Source organism: Thermalbibacter longus (assembly GCF_023806485.1).
GTDB lineage: Bacteria > Chloroflexota > Chloroflexia > Thermomicrobiales > Thermomicrobiaceae > Thermalbibacter > Thermalbibacter longus.
In genome coordinates, this window is the sequence record NZ_JAMSLR010000008.1 from 23,185 (window position 1) to 43,943 (window position 20,759).

Genomic DNA, 20,759 nt, shown 5'->3' on the forward strand with positions numbered 1-20,759 from the left:
CCGCATACTAACGTTGGAGGCAGGTGGGTGTGACTCACATGGAACCGCAACCTCACGCGCAGGGACGCCCGTTCGGGCTGGGCCGTGGCACCGGCGTGCCTAGCCACTTCTGGCCGCTGGTCATGCCCGGCCTCGCTGTCGTGCTGAGTCTTTGCCTTGCGGGCTGGCTATTGACTGTCGCTGACCGGCTTCACCAGGTTGGAATCCCAGCCCCCGGGACCGGCGTGCAGGCTGCGCTGTATCCCGGGGCCAACTCACTCCCCCACTCAGCCGTGCGGGCCGATGGAGACTGGGTAACCCAGGAAGTCGGCGGCGAGCGATTCCTTGCCACCCGCGCTCGCGACGCGTCACTGACGATCCCGTTTTACGGCACTGCGCTCACGCTGATCGCGCGGACGGGGCCCGACGCAGGCCGTGTCTACGTCACGATCGACGGCAATGCGGCATCAGGCCTACCGAGTGACGAGATTGGCAGTTTCCTCGACCTGGAAGCACCCCAAGCGTCGACTGAGGAGATTCCTGTCACCAGTGGGCTCCGGCCAGGCTATCATGTGATTGTCCTGCAGAACGGCCCGGACGCCGAGTTTGCCGCCAGCAGCGTGGAGGTGAGCAACCGTCCGGCACTCGGCTGGGTGCTGTCGTTGATGTTTACCTCGCTCGGTGGCCTTCTCTTTCTCTCGGTTCGCCGGTGGTGGCTGTCGCTGGCGGCTGACCGCGGCTGGCTCTCCCAGGCCACTGTGCCAGAAACGGCTGACAACGATGCTCTCGCTTGATCGGTCGGGCCGGCGCACGGTCCCGGCGATACGTCTGAGTCCGCGCTGGCTCAGCCCAGCCGGTGCCGCGCTGCTCGTCGGGTTGGGATATCATGCCGCCGGCTCATCGCTCGCGCTGCTGTCCATAGCTGGTCTCATCGTACTGGGAACGATTGCCCCTCGCGGCCCGCTGATCGTCCTTCCGGCCAGCTTGGGGTTGGTGTACCAGCCGCTCCAGATCGGACTGGGCACGGCTCGCCTGAACCCCGCGGAGATCCTTATCGTCTCCACCGCGGCTGGGGTCTCGTTCCGTGCCGCCTTGGCAGTTGTCCGGTCTCGAGCGAATTGGGGTTCTCAGATCGCGACGCTCCGCGACTGGTTCGTCGATCTCCGATTCTCGGCCATCGCTATCGGTCTGCTCGTCGCGGGTACGGTTTCTCTCGGCACGGTCGCAGACCAAGAGCACTGGCGCGAGAGTTTGCGCGAATTCCGCTGGGTGGTGCTCGAGCCCGTAGTCGCTTACTTCCTGTGCTGCTGGTTCCTGCGCCCGCGCGATGATCGCTGGCGCGCGCTCGACGTTTGGGCCATAGCCAGCGCCGGGATCGCGCTCTACAGTCTCGGCGCTGGACTTGCGGGCTCCGGCCTCGCGGTCGAAGGGGTAGTGCGCCTCCGTGGATTGCACCCGCATCCGAACGCTCTGGCCCTCTACCTGGAGCGACCGCTCGTGCTCGCGGCGGTGCTCGCGCTCGCGCTGGCCGGGCGCAATCGCTGGCTCTGGGCCATACCAGCAGTGATCTCAGCCGGAGCGCTCGTGCTCACCTATTCTCGCGGGGCGCTGCTCAGTGTCTTGCTGACTACGCTTCTCGCGGGCTGGTTGACCAGGCGCTACCGATTGACCCTAGCCCTCACGGCTATCAGCATCTTGGCGATCACGGGTCTCATTCTGGCGGCGCCTGAACGTTTTCTCAGCCTCTTCGAGGGTGGGAGCGGGAGTCTACGCCTCCAGATCTGGAGCGCGTCCCTCGCAATGATCCGTGATTACCCGGTCTTCGGGGTCGGGCTCGACCAGTTCCTGTACCAATACGCTCCCCGCTATGTCGCCCCAGAAGCGTGGCCAGAGCGCTTTACCTCGCATCCTCATAACCTGCTGTTCGACGCCTGGCTGCGCCTCGGCCTCATGGGTATCACTCTTTTCATCTGCGTAGCGGTTGCGCTGCTGAGGTGCGTGGCCGATGCGCGGCGCGAGGGCAAGCCCATAGCGATGGCTGCCAGCTTCGCAGTGGTAGTCGGCGCAGTGCACGGGCTAGTTGACAATGGGTACTTCTTGCCCGATCTTGCTCTCGCCTTCTGGCTACTGGCTGCCATACTTGATCTGGAGTTGAGCCGCCGGCCCGCAGTGGCGCCGGCGGTTGAGGCCGGGTGAAGGAGTCGAGTGTGCGGGTTCTGGTTGCTGGCGGTGCCGGGTTCATCGGCTCTCATTTGTGCGAGTCGCTGCTGCATTCAGGGTTCGACGTCGTCGCAGTCGATAACCTGATCACTGGTCGGCTGCACAATATCTCCAGCCTGCTGGAGCACCCGCGCTTCACGTTCCGGCAGCACGACATCACCGAGCCGCTCGACCTCGAAGTTGATGCAGTCTTTCACCTGGCGAGTCCCGCGAGTCCCGTCGGCTACCGTCGCTACTCGATCGAGACGCATCTCGTCAATTCGATCGGGACACTGCACCTCCTCGAGCTTGCTCGTCGACTCAATGCGCGCTTCCTCTTCGCGTCGACCTCGGAAGTCTATGGCGACCCGGAAGTTCACCCGCAGCCGGAAACCTATCACGGCAACGTGAATCCCGTCGGGCCGCGTAGCTGCTACGACGAGAGCAAACGCTTCGGCGAGTCGCTGACGATGGAGTTCGTGCGCAAGTACGGGCTCGACGCTCGCATCGTTCGGATCTTCAACACCTACGGCCCGCGGACCGACCCCGACGACGGCCGCGTGGTCCCGAATTTCGTGTTGCGGGCGCTGCGCGGCGAGCCCCTGGTGGTATACGGTGACGGTAGGCAGACTCGCTCCCTGTGCTATGTCAGTGACATGGTTCGAGGTATTCGACTGGCCATGGAGCGCGATGGACTTGCCGGGGAGGTCATCAACCTCGGGAATCCAGATGAGCGCACTGTGCTCGATCTCGCCCAGCTCGTCCTCGAACTGACTGGTTCCTCATCGAGGATCACCTTCGCCCCGCCGCGGCCCGACGACCCCATCCGGCGTTGCCCCGATATCGCCAAGGCTCGCCGTCTCCTGAACTGGGAACCAAAGGTGAGCCTGCTCGATGGCTTGCGGCTCACCATCGCCTACTTCGCCGAGACGCTGGATCATGCGCCTGCAGCCGGTGAGTAGCGTCTCTCTGCAACGCATATCACCGCGCCTGGCCGCCGTTGCCGGGGTCCTGCTATCCCTCGCGCTGGCGTTCGCCATTCTCCGGTTACCGCCACCGCTGAACCTGATTGCAGTTCCCGGTGTGCTTCTGGGCACGTTGATGCTGATCGCCCCGTCGCTGGCACCGATGCTGCTGGTTGCTTCGGTGCCGGTTCAGGATGTGGGGGCTGTATCCCTCGGTGTCCAGACCTTGACCGCTACCAAGGCAGCGGTAGGGGCGACAGCGGTCGTCCTCCCTCTCGTTCTGCTCGCCAGGCGCCAGCCACTGCGCCTGCCAGCTTTGGCAGTCGCGATCGTGGGGTACATCCTGACACAGGTGATTTCGCTCCGCGCGGCCCGCGAGCTGCTTCCCGGTTTCGCTGAGATCTACCGGTGGACTGTCATGCTCCTGGCTCTGCTGGCGGTCGTCCACCTGGTGCGTGGGCGCGCGGCGATCATTTGGCTCAGCAGCGTCGTCGCGGCCGGCGCTATCGGTCAAGCAGCGCTCGGAGCCGTGCAGTCCGTGCTGGGACTGGCGCCGGAGAGTTTCGCCGTCGGCGGCGGCATCTTCCGGGCGTACGGAACCTTCGGCAAACCCAATCCGTATGCCGGCTATCTCGAGATGACCGGGTTGTGGCTTCTCCCGCTGGCCATCTGGGCACTGCGCGAAGCGTGGAACGCCGGGTCAGCCTGGCACCGCGCGCGTAGCGATGGCTTCGTCGCCAGTCGCGCCCTACGGCGCGATCTCCTGGTCCGACTCGGTCTGTGCGCATGGCTCACTTTGGGTTCGGTATGCAGCTTCCTAGGTATAGGCCTGAGCTTTTCGCGCGGTGCCTGGCTCGGCGCTGCCGCAGGCCTGGTCGTGCTCGTACTGGCGGCATCACGCCGCGTTCAGATCGCAGGTGTCGGACTGGCGCTGGTCGGTAGCCTCTTTCTCTTGGCCGGCGGGGCTACCGTGCTGCCGGACGCTGTCCGTGAGCGTGCAGTCCAGCTTACGTCACAGATACGACTCTTCGATGTGCGCGATGTTCAGCTCACCGACGAGACCTTCGCGGCGATCGAACGGATGACGCACTGGCAAGCCGGTCTCGCGATGGCACGAGAGTTCCCCTTGACCGGCGTCGGCGTTGGCAACTACAACGTTCGCTTTGCTGAATTCTCTCCTCACCCGGTCTTTCGCATATCACAAGGTCATGCCCACAACTATTACATCCACGCGGCCGCCGAGACTGGATTCCTCGGGCTGGCCGCCTACCTGCTGGTCTCGTTGTTCGCGCTGGTCGCAGCGCTCCGATCCAGCCGCCAGGGCCGATCGGCGCTCGACCGGGCGCTGGGCCTCGGCGCGCTCGCGGCGACCACCGCAGTAATGGTCCATAATGTGGTGGAGAACTTGCACGTGCTCAATCTGTCGGTACAGCTCGCCGCGATATGGGGCCTGGCACTCGTGGCCGAAAGGAGCCGTTCGCTGGCTGGTTCAGGCTGTGGGGCGCTCGGGGCTAAAAGGCAAAGGAGATCCCCCTCGTGATGGACGCCGAGCGGGCGGCGCGCCTGGCACCAACTGAGTCCGGTGAGGTCGATGATTCGAACCAAGACCGGCTGTTGCCCCGCAAGACTTGGGTTCGGGCAGCTATCTCGCTGGTACTGGCCGTCTCCATCGCCGTCTTCGGCATTTGGCGACTCGACATCGACCTCGATACTGTCTTTGCTCAGATTCTCCGAGCCCAGCCGGTATTTCTCGCCGGTGCTCTAGCTGCGTATTATGGGGCGATGCCACTCCGAGCCTGGCGCTGGCGCGTGATTCTCGAGAAGTCCGATACGGCGCCTGACCTTCCCGACCGGCTTCCGGGACTGCCCGGGCTCCTGCGGATCTACCTGCTCGGCTGGTTGGTCAACTGCTTGCTGCCAGCGAAGCTCGGCGAGGTCTATCGCACCTACCTACTCAAGCGACAGTCGGGGATCCGTCTGAGCAGCACGTTCGGCACGGTGATCGCCGAGCGCGCCAGCGATCTCCTCGCCTTGACCACGCTGTTTATCGCTTCCGGCGCGGTCGTCTTCGGCGGTCGCCTGACCGCGACAGTGGGGAGCTGGGTGGAGTGGGCACTGCTCCTCGGTTTGTCCGTCGCGTTCGCGCTCGGCGCCGGCTACGCGTTGCGGCATCGATTCGGGCGGCTGCTGCCCGCCGGAGTTCGCCAGATCTATTGGGGACTGCAGCAGGGTATCTTCGGTAGCGCCGGGCGATTGCCAGCGATTGCCGGCCTGACCGCTATCATCTGGAGCCTCGAAGGCGTGCGGTTTTACGCTGCGGCCAGAGCAGTCGACGTCTCGCTTCCCCTCTCCGCCGCGTTGCTCGCAGCCCTGCTCGCTTCGCTCCTCACCACTGTTCCCTTGACGCCGGCCGGGGTCGGAGTGGTGGAGACGGGCGTTGTCGGGCTGCTGTTGCTCCTGGGCGTCAGCGAGTCTTCCGCTGTCTCGGTTGCCATCCTGGATCGCCTCGTAGCCTACTGGAGTGTTCTCCTGGTTGGCCCACCGATCTGGGTGTACTCTCGGTGGCGATCGCTGCAGCACGATGCGTGTCGCGCTTGATTACACCGCGGCACTCACCCAGCAGGCCGGCATCGGTCGGTACGTCCGGGAGCTGGCTCAGGCTCTGGCGCCGTTGTTCGAGCCTGAGGAGAGGCTCGTCCTCTGGCACGGCCGCCTTCCCAAGCGCTGCGCCGGGCCCCGACCGGGGGGTGCCGCGGTGCAGGACGTAGAGTTGCCATTATCCCCTGAATGGGTAACGCGTCTGTGGCAGCGTCTACGCGCGCCGCTCCCTCTGGAGTGGTTTACCGGCCCGCTCGGCCTAAGCCATGGCCCGGACTTCGTCGTGCCACCGTCGCGAGCTCCCAGCGTGGTCACGATCCACGACCTGAGTTTTCTCGTCGTGCCGCAATACGCGCATCCGCGCCTCCGGGCTTACCTCAGCGCGGCCGTCCCTCGCTCGCTCCAGCGCGTCAGCGCAGTCATCGCCGTGTCCGAGCAGGTGCGCCAGGAAGTAATCGAACACTACCGCTTACCACCCGAGCGAGTCGTGGCCATCCCGCACGGCGTGACGACCGGCCTCGCCGCGCCTCCAGTCGATCAGTCACGGCGTACGCTCGACAGGCTCGGGATCCGCGAACCCTACTTCCTGATGGTCGGCACGGTCGAGCCGCGAAAGAACCATATGACCGCGCTGGAGGCCTTCTCCCTGCTGGCGCCCCGTTACCCTGGTCTCGCTCTGGTTATCGCCGGGCGCCCAGGCTGGCTCTCGGATCCCGTCATGCAGGCGATTCGCGCGGCCGGTGCGCGATTGCCGGTGCGCTATGTCGGCCCGGTCGCGGATGGGGATCTCCCTGCGCTGTACGCCCGTAGCGTCGCGCTCATCTATCCTTCCTGGTATGAAGGCTTCGGCCTGCCCGTTCTCGAGGCGATGGCTTGTGGCACCGCGGTGATCACGAGCGTGGGAGGAGCCCCAGCCCAGGTGGCCGGCGAGGCTGCGCTCGTCGTGCCGCCTGGCCGTCCCGAAGCACTGGCCGAGGCGATGGAGCGAGTCATAGACGATTCTGCCCTCCGCCAACGGCTCGTCCAGGAGGGGCAGCGCAGAGTCCCCAGCTTTAGCTGGGAGCGGGCGGCGCGGCAGCATCTGGAGCTGTACCGCAGGGTGGCCCGGGGGTAGCGCGTCATGGGTGACGGATCGCGGTCGTCCGAGCAGCAGACATCCCCTCCGTCGAGACCGTGTCAGGGCCGCCTCTGGGTTCCGAGCGTGCTGATGGCCTGCGCAGCTCTGCGCGGAATCGCCTGCATGTGAGCCCTGGTCGGGTTCGCGGTACTGGTTCGCTGACGCGGCGAGGACATGGTCGATGATCGAGACTCTGGCTGCCTGGCCCCAAGCACCGCTCGCCTTCGCGCTCTTCGGGCTGGCCAGCGCGCTCGCCCTCCTCGGGCTGGCCTGGAGCGGCCTGCCAGCGGTCGAGCGCGCACTCACTACCTCCGCGCGCCGCGTCTTCACCAATAGCGCGATGCCTCTGGCGGCCCAGCTCTTCAACCGCGCCGTCGACCTCGTGTTCGCGGCCTTCGCCCTGCGGCTGCTCGGCGTGACCGGCAACGGCCAATACGCCATCGCGGTCGTGACCTGGCTCTACCTCAAGACCATTTCCGACTTCGGCCTGAGCGTGCTCGTTACGCGCGAGGTCGCCAAGGCCCCGACGTGCGCCGCCAGGCTCCTAGGTATGACCACAGCGCTGCGACTGGCCGTGCTGCTAGCACTCGGGCCCGCAGTCGCTGCCTATCTCCTCGCGGGACGCCAGTGGTTCCAGCTCTCCACGGACAGCACCTACGCCATCATGCTGCTCTATCTCTCCCTAGTCCCCGGCAGCTATAGCGAGGCGATCAACTCCGTCTTCAACGGACACGAGAAGATGCACCTCCCGGCTGCCCTCACCGTGCTCACGAACTTCAGTCGCTTCGGCTTCGGCTTGGCTGCGCTGTTCGCCGGCTACGGCGTCCCGGGCCTGGCTGCAGTCTCCGTGCTCGTGACCACGATCTCGGCGCTCGCTTTCCGATTGGCTCTGCGACACCTCCGCGTACGCCCGATCTGGTCGTTTTCCCCGAGCGAGGCCCGTAGGCTGCTGGGCCTCGCCTGGCCGTTGCTCCTGAACGGGCTGCTGATTACGCTCTTCTTTCGGCTCGACACGTTCGTCATCCAGGCAGCGCAGGGCGACCGCGCGCTCGGTATCTACGACGCCGCGTACAAGTTCGCGAACCTGCTGCTGCTCATCCCCTCCTATTTCGTCCTCGCCATCTTCCCCATCCTCTCGCGACAGGCTGGGAGCGAGCACCTGCGAGACAGCTTCGAGCTGGCCGCCAAGTTCCTCCTGCTCATCGCCTGGCCTATCGTGCTCGGCACGATGGCGCTCGCGCCGCTCATGATCCGGATTCTCGGCGGAGACGCCTTCCTCCCCGAGGCGGCGACCGTGCTCCGTGTCCTGATCTGGTTCACCCCGCTCCATTATGTGAACGGCGTGGCTCAATACGCCATCATCGCCGTCAACCAGCAGCGGCAGATCGCTAGGGCGTACACCCTCGCCACTGTCTTCAATCTGGTCGCCAACGTGCTGCTCGTGCCGCGGTTCGGTTATCTGGCCGCTGCCGTGATCACGGTTCTCACCGAGATCGTGCTATTCGTCCCGCTCCACCGCGCGATCCAGAGGTACATCGGCCGCGTCGCCTGGCACTGGCTTGCGCTGGCCCCGCTCCCGGCCGTTGCGGCGATGGCAGGGGGTATGCTGCTCAGTCACTGGATCGGGTCGATCCTAGCGGTCGCGCTCGGCTTCTCGCTCTATCTGATTGTGCTGCCGCTGTCGCGGGTGGTCGGCCCGATCGAGTACCGGATTCTGCGCGAGCTGGCCGGCCGGCCGGGGGCGGCCGGGTCACGCGCCTAAGCTGCTCTCAACGAGCTCCACGGCTACGACGCGCTGGTCCTGCAGCCGCCAGAACACAACCCAGCGGCCGTCCGGCGAAACCTCCCATACCGAGTTGAGCACCTGCCCCGGGAGCTCGAGCTTGCGCAGCGGAACAGCGCTCCGGGCGTCAATGAGGACCAGCGTATCCGGCTGCTCGCCCGAGCCGGGCACGAGGACCCAGAACGATTCACCGCTCCCCGCCCAGCGGAAGCCGGAGGCGAGCGGCAAGCGCCAAGTCTCCCCGGACTTCAGATCGAGGATCCACATGCCATCCCGAGCAGGCTCGCCGCTGAGCGCGCGCACGTAGCCGATCCGCCGGCCATCCGGAGAGAGACGCACGTTATACAGGAACGTCCCTTCGACGACCACGTCCACCTGACCGCTGTCGACATCGATGATCCAGATGCCGGGGCGTTCCCCTTGCGGCGTGCGAGCACCGAGCAGCAGCCGGCGGCTATCGGGTAACCACGTGAGGCTGGCAGCCTGCAGCTCGAGTAGCGGCCGCCGCTCCCCTGACGCAAGGTCGGCGATCCAGAGCCGCATCACCCGGTTGACCGAAGAGCTCGGTGTCCGCACCGGGAGCCGCTCTAGCCAGGCGACCTTTCTGCCATCGGGAGATGGCCAGGTCAGCGTTCCACCGTTGGGTATGACATCGATCACATTCCCCGCGAGATCCAGCACGGCCGTCCGCTGGCTCGCGGGCTCGGGAATCGCGATGATGCCCGTTGGCGACGGCAGCCCGAAGCGTTGCGAGAGAAATCGTCGCTGGCCTTCAGGCACCTGAACGAGCCAGGTGCCAGGCGAGCCACCGGCCGGCGCGTCGTAGACCACCAAGCGATCGGCATCCACCCAGGCCAGCAGACCACAGCAGGACGCGAGTTCCACGGACGACCCTTCCGGAACCGGCGTAGCAACGGGCACCGGTGTGACGATCCGCACCGGCGCCGGCTCGGCGGTCGAGGTTGAAGCAGGCGACGGCTGTGGCGTCGGTTCCAGGAGCAGCCTGGGGGTCGGTGCGACCTCGACAGGAGTCGGCGTTGCCGTCGGCGTCGCGCTCCGCGTCCACCGGCAGCCGGCCATCAGCGCAACGGCGACCAGGAGGAGCTGGAATATCCTCATCGATAACCTATCACTACCTGGGCGGCCAGGCGTCCCGCCAGCTATTAAGCGCCGGCCCGCCGAATCTGACCTCCGGCTGGTCCCACGGCGTCCGCCACTGGAGCGGCGCTTCGTACGGCAGAGCGAACTGCGACCCATCGGTACCGAATCCGAGCGTGATCCGGCGCCAGTCCGCGTCGATCAGCGGGACGGGATTGAAGGCCCGGTTCATGGTGCGATCCCGGATCTCGAGATGCAGGTGGGGAGCCCGATCACAGGAGGGACTCGCAGGGTCTCCAACCACGCCGACCTGATCGCCGCGCCGCACCCGCTGGCCGACCTGCAGCGAGGAGCGCTGGCCGAGGTGCCCGTAGAGCGAGCGGAGCCCGTTCGCATGCTCGATAACTACGTTGTGCGGTGCGGCGCCGTACGGCCCATCGACCGCGACCACTACCCCGTCCCCGATGGCCACCACCGGAGTACCGCAGCGCGCCGCGAAGTCGATTCCGAAGTGCAATCCCTGGCCGGCGCTGTACAGGTCTTCCCGGTTGCGGTAGGCCCAAACCGTGTTGCCGTAGAGCTGGGTGACGAACCAGGTCGACGCTCCAGCAGGCATCACGAACGGCAGGCCGAACGGCGGCTGGGCAGCCGCAGGCGACACTGTGCTGAGCGCCAGTGCCCAACCCAGGCCGATCACCGGTAGAAGGAGGCCGGCGCGCGAGAGGGAACGTCGAACCGGTCTGAAACGAGTTTTTCGCATGCCATCTCTGCCTGCGCCGCGCTCTCTGATCGTTCAGGCGTGTTAGACCATACCACACGCCCCGATTTGTGGCGTCGACCCACCGATGGGAGGCTAGAATTGAGCTTGCACCCAGCCCGAGCGCGAGCAGGTTCGGGAAGGGTTTTCAGTACCGAGGCCTGGTCACAGTGTGAGCACCCGCCGTGGCAACTGAGGACACCGCTGGAGAGATCACGGAGCGCGACGAGTGTTGATTCTTCTCTACGGCGACAACCGGCTGGCGATCGACGAGCTCGTTCGGGATCTCCGGACTCAGTACGATCCCGACGGATTCGCGACCAGCCTGTTCTCGATGCCCGGAGACAGCATCGAGGCGATCCGCAGCGCGTGCCTCTCTCCCGGCTTCTTCGGCTCGACCAGGCTGGTTGTCGCCTACGACCTCGTAGCCTCGAGCGGAGGCCAGCGTTCGGGGCGGCAAGCTGCGTCCCTTCCGCCGTCACTAGAGGAACTCCTGCGCGAGATCCCTGAGTCTACTGTCCTCGTGCTGGTCGAGCGCGCGCTCGACCCTGGCCTTGCGCGAGCGATCCAGCGAGCGGTCCCGAGTGCCGTCGTGCAGCAGCATTCGACTCCCCGTGGCCCCGAGCTCGTGGACTGGACGATCGAGCGGGCACGCAAGCACGGGAGCACGCTCGATCGCCGGGTTGCAAGCAGGCTACTCGAGGTGCTCTTCCCGGCGAGCTGGCAGCGTCCGTCTCGCACCGAAGATCTGCCACCGGACCTGTACCGGCTGGATCAGGAGCTGGCCAAGCTGGCCGTGGCCGCACTGCCGGAAAGCGTCATGACGAGGGAGCTGGTCGATCAGCTCGTGATGAGTGAGGACAGCGGCGACGATTGGGCGCTTGCCGACGCGCTCGCCGTCGGTGACCAGGAAGCCGCGATCAGGGAACTAGAGCGCGCGCTGGCGCGGGGCGCCCAGCCGGAGGTCGTGCTGGGCCAGCTCGTGAGCCAGTACGAGGCCTACGCGGCGCTCGTGAGCTCACCGACCTCTCCGATCGAGCGGATCGCGCGCGAGACCGGCCTGAGCGAGGGACGGCTTCGGCGAAGCCAGCGAGTCGTATCACGGCTCGACCGTGCCGCTGTCGCCGAGGCGTTAGGCTGGCTGCGCCGTCTCGATGCAGCGGTCAAGCTCGGCCAGGCTGAGCTTGTTGACAGCCTGCCCGCCGTTGTCCAGCGGCTAGCGCAGCTCTCGGCAGCGCAAAACGGCGCGACGAGCCTGGCTCGTCGCGCCTCGAGGCCGAGTCATCGGCCTTAGGCCTGGGCCGCCTCCAGCCGCGCCTTCACCAGTCGGTTGAACTTCTTCATCAGGCGAGACTTGCGCCGGGCTGCGTTGTTCTTATGGATAATCCCCTTAATTGCAGCCCGGTCGAGGGTGCTGATCGCGTCACCGATCGCGCGCGCGGCTGCCTCCAGATCACCGGCCGCCATCAACCGCTCGGCCTTCTTGATATATGTCCGGGCAGCCGATCGATACACGCGGTTGCGCAGCCGGCGCTTCTCGGCCTGCCTGGCACGCTTGGCGGCAGACTTCGTATTCGGCAAAGCTCACAACCTCCCCGTACGCGGTCATCAAGCACCGTCGCCAGCAAATTCACCGATCCATACTACCAGATCAACGCCGTTGGCGACAAACGTTGCGCACTGGGCTTCTGTTTCACTAACCGGCGGCCCGTCTAGCTCGAGGTAAAGACGGAGGTAGGACCGCCAGGTGTCCCAAACTGTAGCCGCCTGGCTTGAGCCGAGCGCCGGCCAGTTACACCCTGAGCGTCGGTTTCCAGAAGGAAACGTGGAGCGGCCTCGTAAATACTCTTAGAGTGGGCAGTGCGGATTCTCGCCCTAGTAAGGCGTGAAATAAGCCGTGCTGCCTAGAAGCCGCTGCGGTACGGCACGTTGCTAGCCCGCGTTACAGAGAGGAGTTCCGTCCTCTCTGGCCGGAGCATGGCGCACCTTCTGCCGGCTGTGTCGGACGAGCAAACTCGTATACTAGCCATCAGAAACAAGCTCAATGCAAGCCCATGCCTGTACCAGCTTGACCCTAGTTCAGTGCGAAGTGGTCGTAAGAATAGAGGAGCCTAACCAATGTCCGATGCGGTTCATGTGCAAGGAGGACCCTATCTACGATGCGCGCTTATCTGCGAGCGCGTACTCGAAGAAAAGGACAACGTGCTCAGCGCTGTTCGGATCTTCGAGCGCTTCATCGTTGCCGCTACGGGACCGGATGCGCCAGAGAGCATCCCTAGGACCACTGTTCCTTTTGCTCTCCTGATCTCGTTCATTCCCGGGGAAGCCCGTGGGAGTGCCAGGGTCCAAGTTCAGATGGAAGAGCCATCTGGTCTCAAACGCGAGCCTCTAGAGTTTACCGTCCATTTCGACGCGCCGAGTAACCCAGTTAATCTTATCCTGAACTTTCAACTCGATATCGAACAGCCCGGACTTTACTGGTTTGACGTCTTGCTCGACGAAAGGCTCATTACGCGGGTGCCGCTGCTGTTACAATACCAGGCTACACGCTTACCTTCTCAGGGCCATGTGTAGTTGATGCCATTGTGGCCGTATGCGTTCTAGTAACGGCCTCATTATCCACCGTCACCTGCAGTTGCCGAATAAGCGCTGCCAGTTCGCGGCGAAATTCCTGTTCGTCCAGGATATCCTCATGATATCGAACGATAGCAGCGTCGATATTGAAGACAAGTTCCTGGAGCAACTCGTCGAAGATCGGATGCACAGGCCAAGTAAGACGGATGAACTCGCTCTCGAACTCGTCGAAGGAAAGCTTGCCATCAAGATATGCGCTAGCGATTTGGGTCAGCTTGCTCACGATAGGAGCGACAGCCATGGAGTCTCCCTCCTTTCCGGAAGTGAAGTACGTCACTCAGGAAGAAATGCGCATGCTCTTCAAGAATCACAGCTTTCTAGATCGCATTCAGCGGGGCGAACTAACTCCTCGTCTGAAAGGCAAGGCTCGTCATGTGAGTAACCCGAGCCACACCGAACACTGCAGTATGAGCCAGATAGTCTACTACTTTGATCGACAGGGCAGGCCTCTGGTGTTAGCCCACCAGTACGTCCGAAGTGACGGCACCCTTGGCGCAAGCGGCCTCCCAGACCCGAAGCGGCTTCAGATCGGTGATGTCGTCTATAAACTGCTCAAATCGCGTGTCTAGGGGCATGATGCGTGCAGCCCTCCTCTGGAGCTACCAAACGCACGACGAACTAATGATGACACTTTTCTGGTCGCCTGTCATGCGGCCTGCTCCACACTTCCGTTCGCGCGTTCAGCGACATCGTCAGCACGACCACTAGCGCCGCGTTGTTAGTCTTCTACAATTCGGCCCGTGAGCGATGCCGCGCCTGGGCAGACCCAGGAGTTGACCAGCATCGATGGCGATACCAGCCGCGGCGTGGCCGGGAACGCTGCGATCGTCGCGGCCGCGTTCGTGCTGAGCCGGGTGCTCGGCCTGGTTCGCGAGATGCTGATCGCGGCCCGCTTCGGCACCGGCCCCGACTACGACGCATACGTGGCGGCCTTCCGCATCCCCGACCTCCTCTTCCTCGTGGTGATGAGCGGCGCTTTCGGATCGGCGTTCATCCCGGTCTTCGGCGGGCTGCTCGCTCGCGGCGACCGGGCGCGCGCCTGGCGGCTCGCCAATACCGTCCTCACGCTGGCGCTCGTCGTGCTCGCGGCCGCCTCGCTGCTCACCGTTCTGCTCGCGGGATGGCTGATCCGCGCGCTGGTCGCCCCCGGTCTCGCCCCGCCACAGCAAGAGCTCGCAACCGACCTGACCCGTTTGCTCCTGCTCTCCCCGCTCCTCCTCGGCCTCGGAGCAGCCGGCAAAGGGATGCTCGAAGCCCAGCACGCCTTCGCGGTGGCCGCCTTCGCGCCGGTGCTCTACAACCTCGGCATCATCCTCGGCGCCCTCTTCCTCGCTCCCGCCTACGGGCCGTTCGGCCTGGCGATCGGCGTCATCGGAGGCGCTATCGGCCATGCCGGGATCCAGTTCCTCGACCTGCTACGCCGCGGCTGGCGCTTCGTCCCGGCTCTGGATCTGCGCACCGAGGGGCTGGATCAAGTCGGCCGCTTGATGGCGCCGCGCATCCTGGGGCAGGCTGCCTTTCAGATCAACATGATCGTGCTGACGAACTTCGCCTCTCGGCTGGGCGAGCGGCACGTCTCCGCGCTCAACTACGCCTTCCAGCTCTTCATGTTGCCGCACGGCGTGCTCGCACTCAGCCTCTCGACCGTGATCTTCCCGCTGATGGCCCGGCAGTTCGCTGTGGGCGATCTCCCTAGCGTGCACCGGACGCTCCAGCAGGCCCTCTCCCCGTTGCTCTTCCTGACCATCCCGGCGACCCTCGGCCTCCTGCTGTTCCGTACCAGCATCGTGCAGGTGCTGTTCCAGTTCGGCGCCTTCTCGGCGACCTCGACCGAGTTGGTCGCCGCCGCGCTCGGCTACTTCGCCCCCGGCCTGGTCGCCTTCGCCGTCGTCGAGGCCGTCACCCGCGCCTTCTACGCCATGCACGATACGCTGACGCCGGTCTTAGCGGCGGTCATCACTATCGCCGCCAACATCGCGCTGAGCTGGCTGTTGATGCCCTCCCTCGGCCATCGCGGGCTAGCTCTCAGCCTCTCGCTCACCACCACCCTGGAGATGGCAATTCTCCTGCTGGTACTACGTCGCCGTCTGGGCGGCTTCGGAGCTGGGCTCCCCGGATCGCTGGCGCGGATGCTGGCCGCCGGAGCAGTGATGGCCGTGGCCGGTTGGTGGCTAGCTGGCCCGCTGGCCCTCGCTACCGACCCGGCCGCTGGTCGCTCGGTTAGCCAGGTCCTCGCCTTCGCCTACACGCTGGTAGCAGTGGCCGCCTGCTACTTCGTCGCTGCCTACTGCCTCGGCGTCCCCGAGCTGCAGACACTGTTTCGACGCATTGCCTCCAAGCGGCGCTCGACGGCGAGTAACGCCGATTGAGCGCGGCTGTGACGGCTATACTTGCACGGTGACGCCGAAGGCGGCGCGTTCGAGGGGCGCTATGACGGCTCAGGAGCTGATTCGCAACTTCAGCATTATCGCCCACGTCGACCATGGCAAGTCGACGCTGGCCGACCGTCTCCTGGAGTTCACGCACACCATCAGTGACCGGGAGATGGTGGAGCAGGTACTCGACTCGATGGACCTCGAGCGCGAGAAGGGCATCACCATCAAAGCACGGGCGGTGCGCATGGAGTACACCGCCAGCGACGGCCAGACGTACGTGCTCAACCTGATCGATACGCCCGGCCACGTGGACTTCTCGTCCGAGGTCAGTCGCAGCCTCGCCGCCTGTGAGGGAGCCCTGCTCGTGGTCGACGCGGCCCAGGGCATCGAGGCACAGACACTGGCCAACGTCGCGCTCGCCATCGATCACGGCCTGGCCATCATTGCGGTGATCAACAAGATCGACCTACCCAATGCCATGCCAGAGAAGGTGGCCAAGGACATCACCGATCACATCGGCCTGCTCGAGGACGAGATCATCTTCGCCTCGGCCAAAGAGGGGATCGGCGTCCCGGAGATCTTGGAGGCGATCGTCCGCAAAATCCCGCCCCCGTCAGGCGACCGCGAGGCTCCGCTCCGCGCGCTGATCTTCGACTCGCACTACGACCCGTACAAGGGGGTGATCGCCTATGTCAAGGTGGTCGATGGCCGCATCCAGACCGGCGATCCCATCCTGATGATGGCCACCGGCGTAGCGTCCGAGGCGTTGGAGATCGGCCAGTTCCGGCCATTGATGACACCCGTCGGCGAACTGGCCGCCGGCGAGGTAGGCTACGTGGCAACCGGTCTGAAGGTCGTGCGAGACGCGCAGGTCGGCGACACGATCACGCATCGTGACCGCCCTGCCGACCGCCCGTTGCCCGGCTACCGGCCTGTCAAGCCGATGGTTTTCGCCAGCTTCTACCCAGTGAACAGCGACGAGTACCCGGAGCTGCGCGACGCGCTGGAGCGACTGCGACTGAACGATGCCGCGCTGGTCTTCGAGCCGGAGTCCTCCGAAGCGCTCGGCTTCGGCTTCCGCTGTGGCTTCCTCGGCCTGCTGCACATGGAGATCATCCAGGAGCGGCTTGAGCGGGAGTATAAGCTCGACCTGTTGGCGACGGCGCCCAGCGTGCAGTACGAGGTCGTCAAGCGCGACGGCACCACCGTGATGATCAACAAGCCATCAGAGATGCCCCCGGCCGGCGAGATCGAGGAGATCCGAGAGCCCTGGGCGCGCGTCACGATCCTGACCCCCTCCCGCTACATCGGCGCAATCATGGAGCTGGCGACTGAGCGCCGCGGCGAGCTGGTCGAGATGGACTACCTGGACGAGGATCGCGTGCGCCTGGTGTTCGACGTGCCGCTGGCCGAGCTGATCGTCGACTTCTACGACCAGCTCAAGTCGCGGTCGCAGGGCTACGCTTCGCTCGATTACCAGCTCGAAGGTTACCGTGCTGGCGACCTGGTCAAGCTCGACATCCTGGTACACGGACAGCCGGTCGACGCCCTCTCGCTGATTACGCACCGCGACCAGGCGTACTACCGGGGCCGCGAGCTGGTACAACAGCTCCGCACGCTTATCCCGCGCCAGCTCTTCGATGTGCCGATCCAGGCGGCGATCGGCAGCCGGGTCATCGCTCGCGAGACCATCCGGGCGCTCCGCAAGAATGTCCTCGCCAAGTGCTACGGAGGCGACGTGACCCGCAAGCGCAAGCTGCTCGAAAAGCAGAAAGAAGGCAAAGCCCGCATGAAGAAAGTGGGCAGCGTCGAGATTCCCCAGGAGGCCTTTCTCGCCGTGCTGAGCCGCGGGGGCGACGGCACACGCGCACGGGAACGCGTATCGTGAGCGCGCTCGCTGACATCACGATCGTCGGGTTGGGGCCGGGACGAGCTGAGCTCCTGACGCTGGAAGCCCGCGAGGCCCTGCGGGCAGGGCGAGTCTTCCTGCGCACGCGCCGGCACCCTACCGTTGCCGAGCTACCCGAGGCCAGCGCCTCGCCCTCCTTCGACGAGCTCTACGAATGGGCCGAGACCTTCGAGGAGGTCTACCTGGGCATCGTCGACTCCCTCCTGTTCGAAGCAGCGCGTGGGCCGCTCGTTTACGCCGTGCCCGGCCACCCGCTGGTCGGCGAGGCGAGCGCGCGTCTCGTCTTGCAGCGGGCTCCTGAACGGGGTCTGCGGGTGCGGATCGTGCCCGGACTGAGTTTCGTGGACGTGACTTTGCCCCTGCTCGGGATCGACGCGCTGGGCGAGAACCTCCAGATCGTCGACGCTCTGGAGCTGGTCGCCTGCGTCGAGCGCCAGCCGTTCTCGGGCGGTGGCTGGCCGCTCTCACCGCTGCGACCAGCGCTTATCGGACAGGTCTACAGCCGGCTGATCGCTGGTGACGTCAAGCTGGCGCTGTTCCGGCTGTATCCGGAAGATTGGCCGGTGACCTTGGTACAGGCCGCCGGGACAGCAGAGGCGGCGACGTGGGAGATCCCGCTCTACGAGCTCGACCACCGGGAGGTCGACCACCTGACCGCTGTCTATCTGCCCGCAGTGCCTGTCGAGGACGCTCAGAGCGTCGAGGCTCTCCAGCGGATCGTGGCTCGGCTGCGAGCGCCCGGTGGATGCCCCTGGGATCGCGAGCAGACCCACCGCACGCTGCTTCGCCACCTCATCGAAGAGGCCTACGAGGTCGCCGATGCCATCGAGTCCGGCGATCCCGAAGCGCTCCGCGACGAGCTGGGCGACTATTTGCTCCAAGCGCTGATGCACGCCCAGATCGCCGAGGAAGCGGGCGACTTCACCTTGGAAGAAGTCGCCAGGCATGAGATCGACAAGCTCGTGCGGCGGCACCCCCACGTCTTCGGAAATGTCACAGCCGAGACCGCAGGAGCCGTCCTCGCGAACTGGGAGCGCATCAAGGACGCGGAGCGCCACGAGCGTGGAGAAGCCCAGGAGCACCCGCTGGGACGCATACCGGCGGCGATGCCGGCGCTCGCGCGGGCGCAGGCGCTGATCCGCCGAGCTCGCAGGCGCGGTCTCGAGGTGATCCCGGCTGGCGAACTGTCCGCCTGGCGATCGGCATTCGGCGATCGCAGCATGGCCGAGGACAGGCTCCCGCTGGCGCTGGCAGCGTTGTGCGCGCTTGCCCAGGACGCCGGCCTCGATGCCGAGCAGTCCCTACGACGGTGGACGCTCGACACCGAGGCACGATTGCGCCGGGACGAGCCGACAGCGATCGACGGCTAACGTGTGGAACACTCGGTGGGGAACCGGTACTGGGACGAGGAGAGGTGACAGCATGACGGAGTCCCCGGTGACGGCGCGACGGCCAGGCGCGCGGTCTTACACCACCTGTGGAGAGCTCCGGATCGGCGATGCCGGCCGGGTCGTGACGCTCAAGGGCTGGGTGAACCGGCGGCGCGATCACGGCGGCCTGATTTTCCTCGACTTGCGCGACCGGTATGGTATCACCCAGGTGGTCGCCAACCCGGAGCATTCGCCGGACGCACACGCCGTCGCTGAGCGCGCTCGCGGCGAGTACGTGCTGGCAGTAACCGGCCGTGTGGTCGCCCGGCCCGAGGGGACGGTCAATCTCTCCCTACCCACCGGCGAGATCGAGGTGCTGGCTGAGCGGATCGAGATCCTCAACCCGTCCAAGCCGCTGCCCTTCCCGATCCATGAGGAGGCTGAGGTTGATGAGTCGCTCCGGCTCGAGTTCCGGTACCTCGACCTCCGGCGCGAGCGCATGCAGCGCAACCTGATGCTGCGCCACCAGGTAACGCGCTTTATCCGGCAGTACCTCGACGAGCGCGACTTCGTCGAGGTCGAGACGCCGATGCTGATCAAGAGCACGCCGGAAGGCGCTCGAGACTACGTCGTCCCCAGCCGCCTGTTTCCCGGGCACTTCTACGCGCTGCCCCAGTCTCCGCAGCAGCTCAAGCAGCTCCTGATGGTGGCCGGCTTCGACCGCTACTACCAGATCGCTCGCTGCATGCGCGATGAGGACCTGCGGGCCGACCGGCAGCCGGAGTTCACTCAGCTCGACCTCGAGATGTCGTTCGTCGACGTCGAGGACGTTCTGCTTCTGATCGAGGGACTCTACACCGAGCTCTTCGAGCGGTTCTCGAGCAAGCCGATCCGCCAGAAGCCGTTCCCGCGCTTGACGTTCGCCGAGGCGATGCTCCGCTACGGGAGCGATAAGCCGGATCTGCGGTTCAGCATGGAGATCGGCGACGTGACCGACATCGTAACCGGCAGCCAGTTCTCTGTCTTCGCCCGCGCCGTCGAAGAGGGGGGCGTGGTGCGCGGACTGGTCGCGCCGGGACTGTCGGGCGCGTCGCGGCGCCAGACCGATGAGCTGACCGAGCTCGCGCGCAGCTTCGGCGCCCGCGGGCTAGTGTGGCTCGCGTTACAGCAGGAGGAGGGGGCACTCAGCGCCCGCTCTCCCGTCGCCAAGTTCCTCAGCGGCGAGGAGATCGACGGCATTGCTGGCCGGTTGGGTGGCAAGCCAGGAGACCTGGTCCTCCTTGTGGCAGATCAGGCCAGTGTGGCCGCCAACGCGCTCGGCCGGTTGCGGAGCCACCTCGGCCACGAGTTGGGGCTCGTCGACACCGGGGTACACGCCTTCTGTTGGGTGGTCGATCCGCCGCTCTTCGAGTGGGACGCCGAGGCCGGCCGCTGGGAGGCGATGCATCACCCGTTCACCGCGCCGGTCGACGACGACCTTCCCTTACTGGAGACCGAGCCGGGCCGGGTGCGGGCCAAGGCGTACGACCTCGTCGCCGACGGCTGGGAACTCGGAACCGGCAGCATCCGGATCCACCGGCGAGAGGTTCAGAACGCGATCTTCCGCATCATGGGCTACGACGAGTCCGAGATCGAGCGGCGCTTCGGCCACCTGCTGCGCGCCTTCGAGTACGGGGCCCCGCCGCATGGCGGCATGGCACCGGGTCTCGACCGCACAGTCATGATCCTGGCCGGGGAGGAGAACATCCGCGAGGTCATCGCCTTCCCGAAGAACCAGCGCGCGCAGGATTTGATGTTCGGCGCGCCCTCGCCGATCGACGAGCAGCAGCTCCGCGAGCTGCACATCCGGGTGGTGCTGCCGGAGGAAGAGGAGCAGGGATAGCAGGCTCAGTCGACAGCCGTCGCTCGGGGCGGCCTCATGCCACCGCCTGCCGAGGCCGTTCGGTGGCTGCAAGCGAGCCCTCTAGTTCTCCGA

18 protein-coding genes are annotated in these 20,759 nt (G+C 65.5%); 14 read left to right on the forward strand and 4 right to left on the reverse strand.

Features of this window, described 5'->3' with window-relative positions; translation table 11 throughout:
* Positions 1 to 38: 38 nt before the first annotated feature.
* From NET02_RS11355 to NET02_RS11385, 7 genes are all read left to right on the forward strand, one after another.
* Positions 39 to 773, forward strand: a complete 735-nt coding sequence (locus NET02_RS11355) for a hypothetical protein (RefSeq protein ID WP_284057535.1) — start codon at positions 39 to 41, stop codon at positions 771 to 773.
* Positions 760 to 2,175, forward strand: coding sequence for an O-antigen ligase family protein (locus NET02_RS11360; RefSeq protein WP_284057536.1), 1,416 nt, complete (start codon positions 760 to 762; stop codon positions 2,173 to 2,175). Before NET02_RS11355 ends, NET02_RS11360 begins: the two co-directional genes overlap by 14 nt.
* An 11-nt stretch (positions 2,176 to 2,186) precedes the next feature.
* Positions 2,187 to 3,140: a UDP-glucuronic acid decarboxylase family protein gene (locus tag NET02_RS11365; RefSeq protein ID WP_284057537.1), complete on the forward strand. Its 954-nt coding sequence runs from the start codon at positions 2,187 to 2,189 to the stop codon at positions 3,138 to 3,140.
* Positions 3,118 to 4,683 (forward strand): O-antigen ligase family protein, encoded by a 1,566-nt coding sequence (locus NET02_RS11370; protein WP_284057538.1) that lies wholly within the window; start codon positions 3,118 to 3,120, stop codon positions 4,681 to 4,683. Before NET02_RS11365 ends, NET02_RS11370 begins: the two co-directional genes overlap by 23 nt.
* Positions 4,683 to 5,741, forward strand: a complete 1,059-nt coding sequence (locus NET02_RS11375) for a lysylphosphatidylglycerol synthase transmembrane domain-containing protein (protein WP_284057539.1) — start codon at positions 4,683 to 4,685, stop codon at positions 5,739 to 5,741. Before NET02_RS11370 ends, NET02_RS11375 begins: the two co-directional genes overlap by 1 nt.
* A complete protein-coding gene (locus tag NET02_RS11380) occupies positions 5,725 to 6,855 on the forward strand; it encodes a glycosyltransferase family 4 protein (RefSeq protein ID WP_284057540.1) in 1,131 nt (376 codons plus the stop codon). The genes NET02_RS11375 and NET02_RS11380 overlap by 17 nt, the downstream gene beginning before the upstream one ends.
* Before the next feature lie 184 nt (positions 6,856 to 7,039).
* Positions 7,040 to 8,620, forward strand: a complete 1,581-nt coding sequence (locus tag NET02_RS11385; protein WP_284057541.1) for a flippase — start codon at positions 7,040 to 7,042, stop codon at positions 8,618 to 8,620.
* Here NET02_RS11385 and NET02_RS11390 read toward each other — a convergent pair.
* Both NET02_RS11390 and NET02_RS11395 read right to left on the reverse strand, forming a co-directional pair.
* Positions 8,609 to 9,760 carry a TolB family protein gene (locus NET02_RS11390; protein ID WP_284057542.1) on the reverse strand — a complete coding sequence of 384 codons (1,152 nt, stop codon included), beginning with the start codon at positions 9,758 to 9,760 and terminating at the stop codon, positions 8,609 to 8,611. The genes NET02_RS11385 and NET02_RS11390 overlap by 12 nt on opposite strands.
* Before the next feature lie 13 nt (positions 9,761 to 9,773).
* Positions 9,774 to 10,499 (reverse strand): M23 family metallopeptidase, encoded by a 726-nt coding sequence (locus tag NET02_RS11395; RefSeq protein WP_284057543.1) that lies wholly within the window; start codon positions 10,497 to 10,499, stop codon positions 9,774 to 9,776.
* 226 nt (positions 10,500 to 10,725) lie between these two features.
* Between NET02_RS11395 and holA the strand changes: the two genes are divergently transcribed.
* A complete protein-coding gene (gene holA / locus NET02_RS11400) occupies positions 10,726 to 11,790 on the forward strand; it encodes a DNA polymerase III subunit delta (protein ID WP_284057544.1) in 1,065 nt (354 codons plus the stop codon).
* On the opposite strand, the gene rpsT is transcribed toward holA, so the two are convergent.
* A complete protein-coding gene (gene rpsT / locus NET02_RS11405; protein WP_284057545.1) occupies positions 11,787 to 12,077 on the reverse strand; it encodes a 30S ribosomal protein S20 in 291 nt (96 codons plus the stop codon). The genes holA and rpsT overlap by 4 nt on opposite strands.
* Before the next feature lie 537 nt (positions 12,078 to 12,614).
* Here rpsT and NET02_RS11410 point away from each other — a divergent pair.
* A complete protein-coding gene (locus tag NET02_RS11410) occupies positions 12,615 to 13,070 on the forward strand; it encodes a DUF6941 family protein (RefSeq protein WP_284057546.1) in 456 nt (151 codons plus the stop codon).
* Here the strand turns inward: NET02_RS11410 and NET02_RS11415 are convergent.
* Positions 13,039 to 13,371 carry a hypothetical protein gene (locus NET02_RS11415; protein WP_284057547.1) on the reverse strand — a complete coding sequence of 111 codons (333 nt, stop codon included), beginning with the start codon at positions 13,369 to 13,371 and terminating at the stop codon, positions 13,039 to 13,041. The two genes, NET02_RS11410 and NET02_RS11415, sit on opposite strands and share 32 nt — an antisense overlap.
* Between NET02_RS11415 and NET02_RS11420 the strand changes: the two genes are divergently transcribed.
* From NET02_RS11420 to aspS, 5 genes are all read left to right on the forward strand, one after another.
* Positions 13,370 to 13,699 (forward strand): hypothetical protein, encoded by a 330-nt coding sequence (locus NET02_RS11420; RefSeq protein WP_284057548.1) that lies wholly within the window; start codon positions 13,370 to 13,372, stop codon positions 13,697 to 13,699. The genes NET02_RS11415 and NET02_RS11420 overlap by 2 nt on opposite strands.
* A gap of 204 nt (positions 13,700 to 13,903) precedes the next feature.
* Complete coding sequence (gene murJ / locus NET02_RS11425) at positions 13,904 to 15,499, forward strand: murein biosynthesis integral membrane protein MurJ (protein ID WP_284057549.1); 1,596 nt, start codon at positions 13,904 to 13,906, stop codon at positions 15,497 to 15,499.
* A 61-nt stretch (positions 15,500 to 15,560) separates the two neighbouring features.
* Positions 15,561 to 17,393 carry a translation elongation factor 4 gene (gene lepA, locus NET02_RS11430; RefSeq protein ID WP_284057550.1) on the forward strand — a complete coding sequence of 611 codons (1,833 nt, stop codon included), beginning with the start codon at positions 15,561 to 15,563 and terminating at the stop codon, positions 17,391 to 17,393.
* Positions 17,390 to 18,784, forward strand: coding sequence for a MazG family protein (locus tag NET02_RS11435; protein ID WP_284057551.1), 1,395 nt, complete (start codon positions 17,390 to 17,392; stop codon positions 18,782 to 18,784). The genes lepA and NET02_RS11435 overlap by 4 nt, the downstream gene beginning before the upstream one ends.
* A 52-nt stretch (positions 18,785 to 18,836) precedes the next feature.
* The gene (gene aspS, locus NET02_RS11440; protein WP_284057552.1) at positions 18,837 to 20,666 is read left to right on the forward strand and encodes an aspartate--tRNA ligase; all 1,830 of its coding nucleotides are present in this window, start codon (positions 18,837 to 18,839) and stop codon (positions 20,664 to 20,666) included.
* The last annotated feature ends 93 nt before the right edge of the window (positions 20,667 to 20,759 follow it).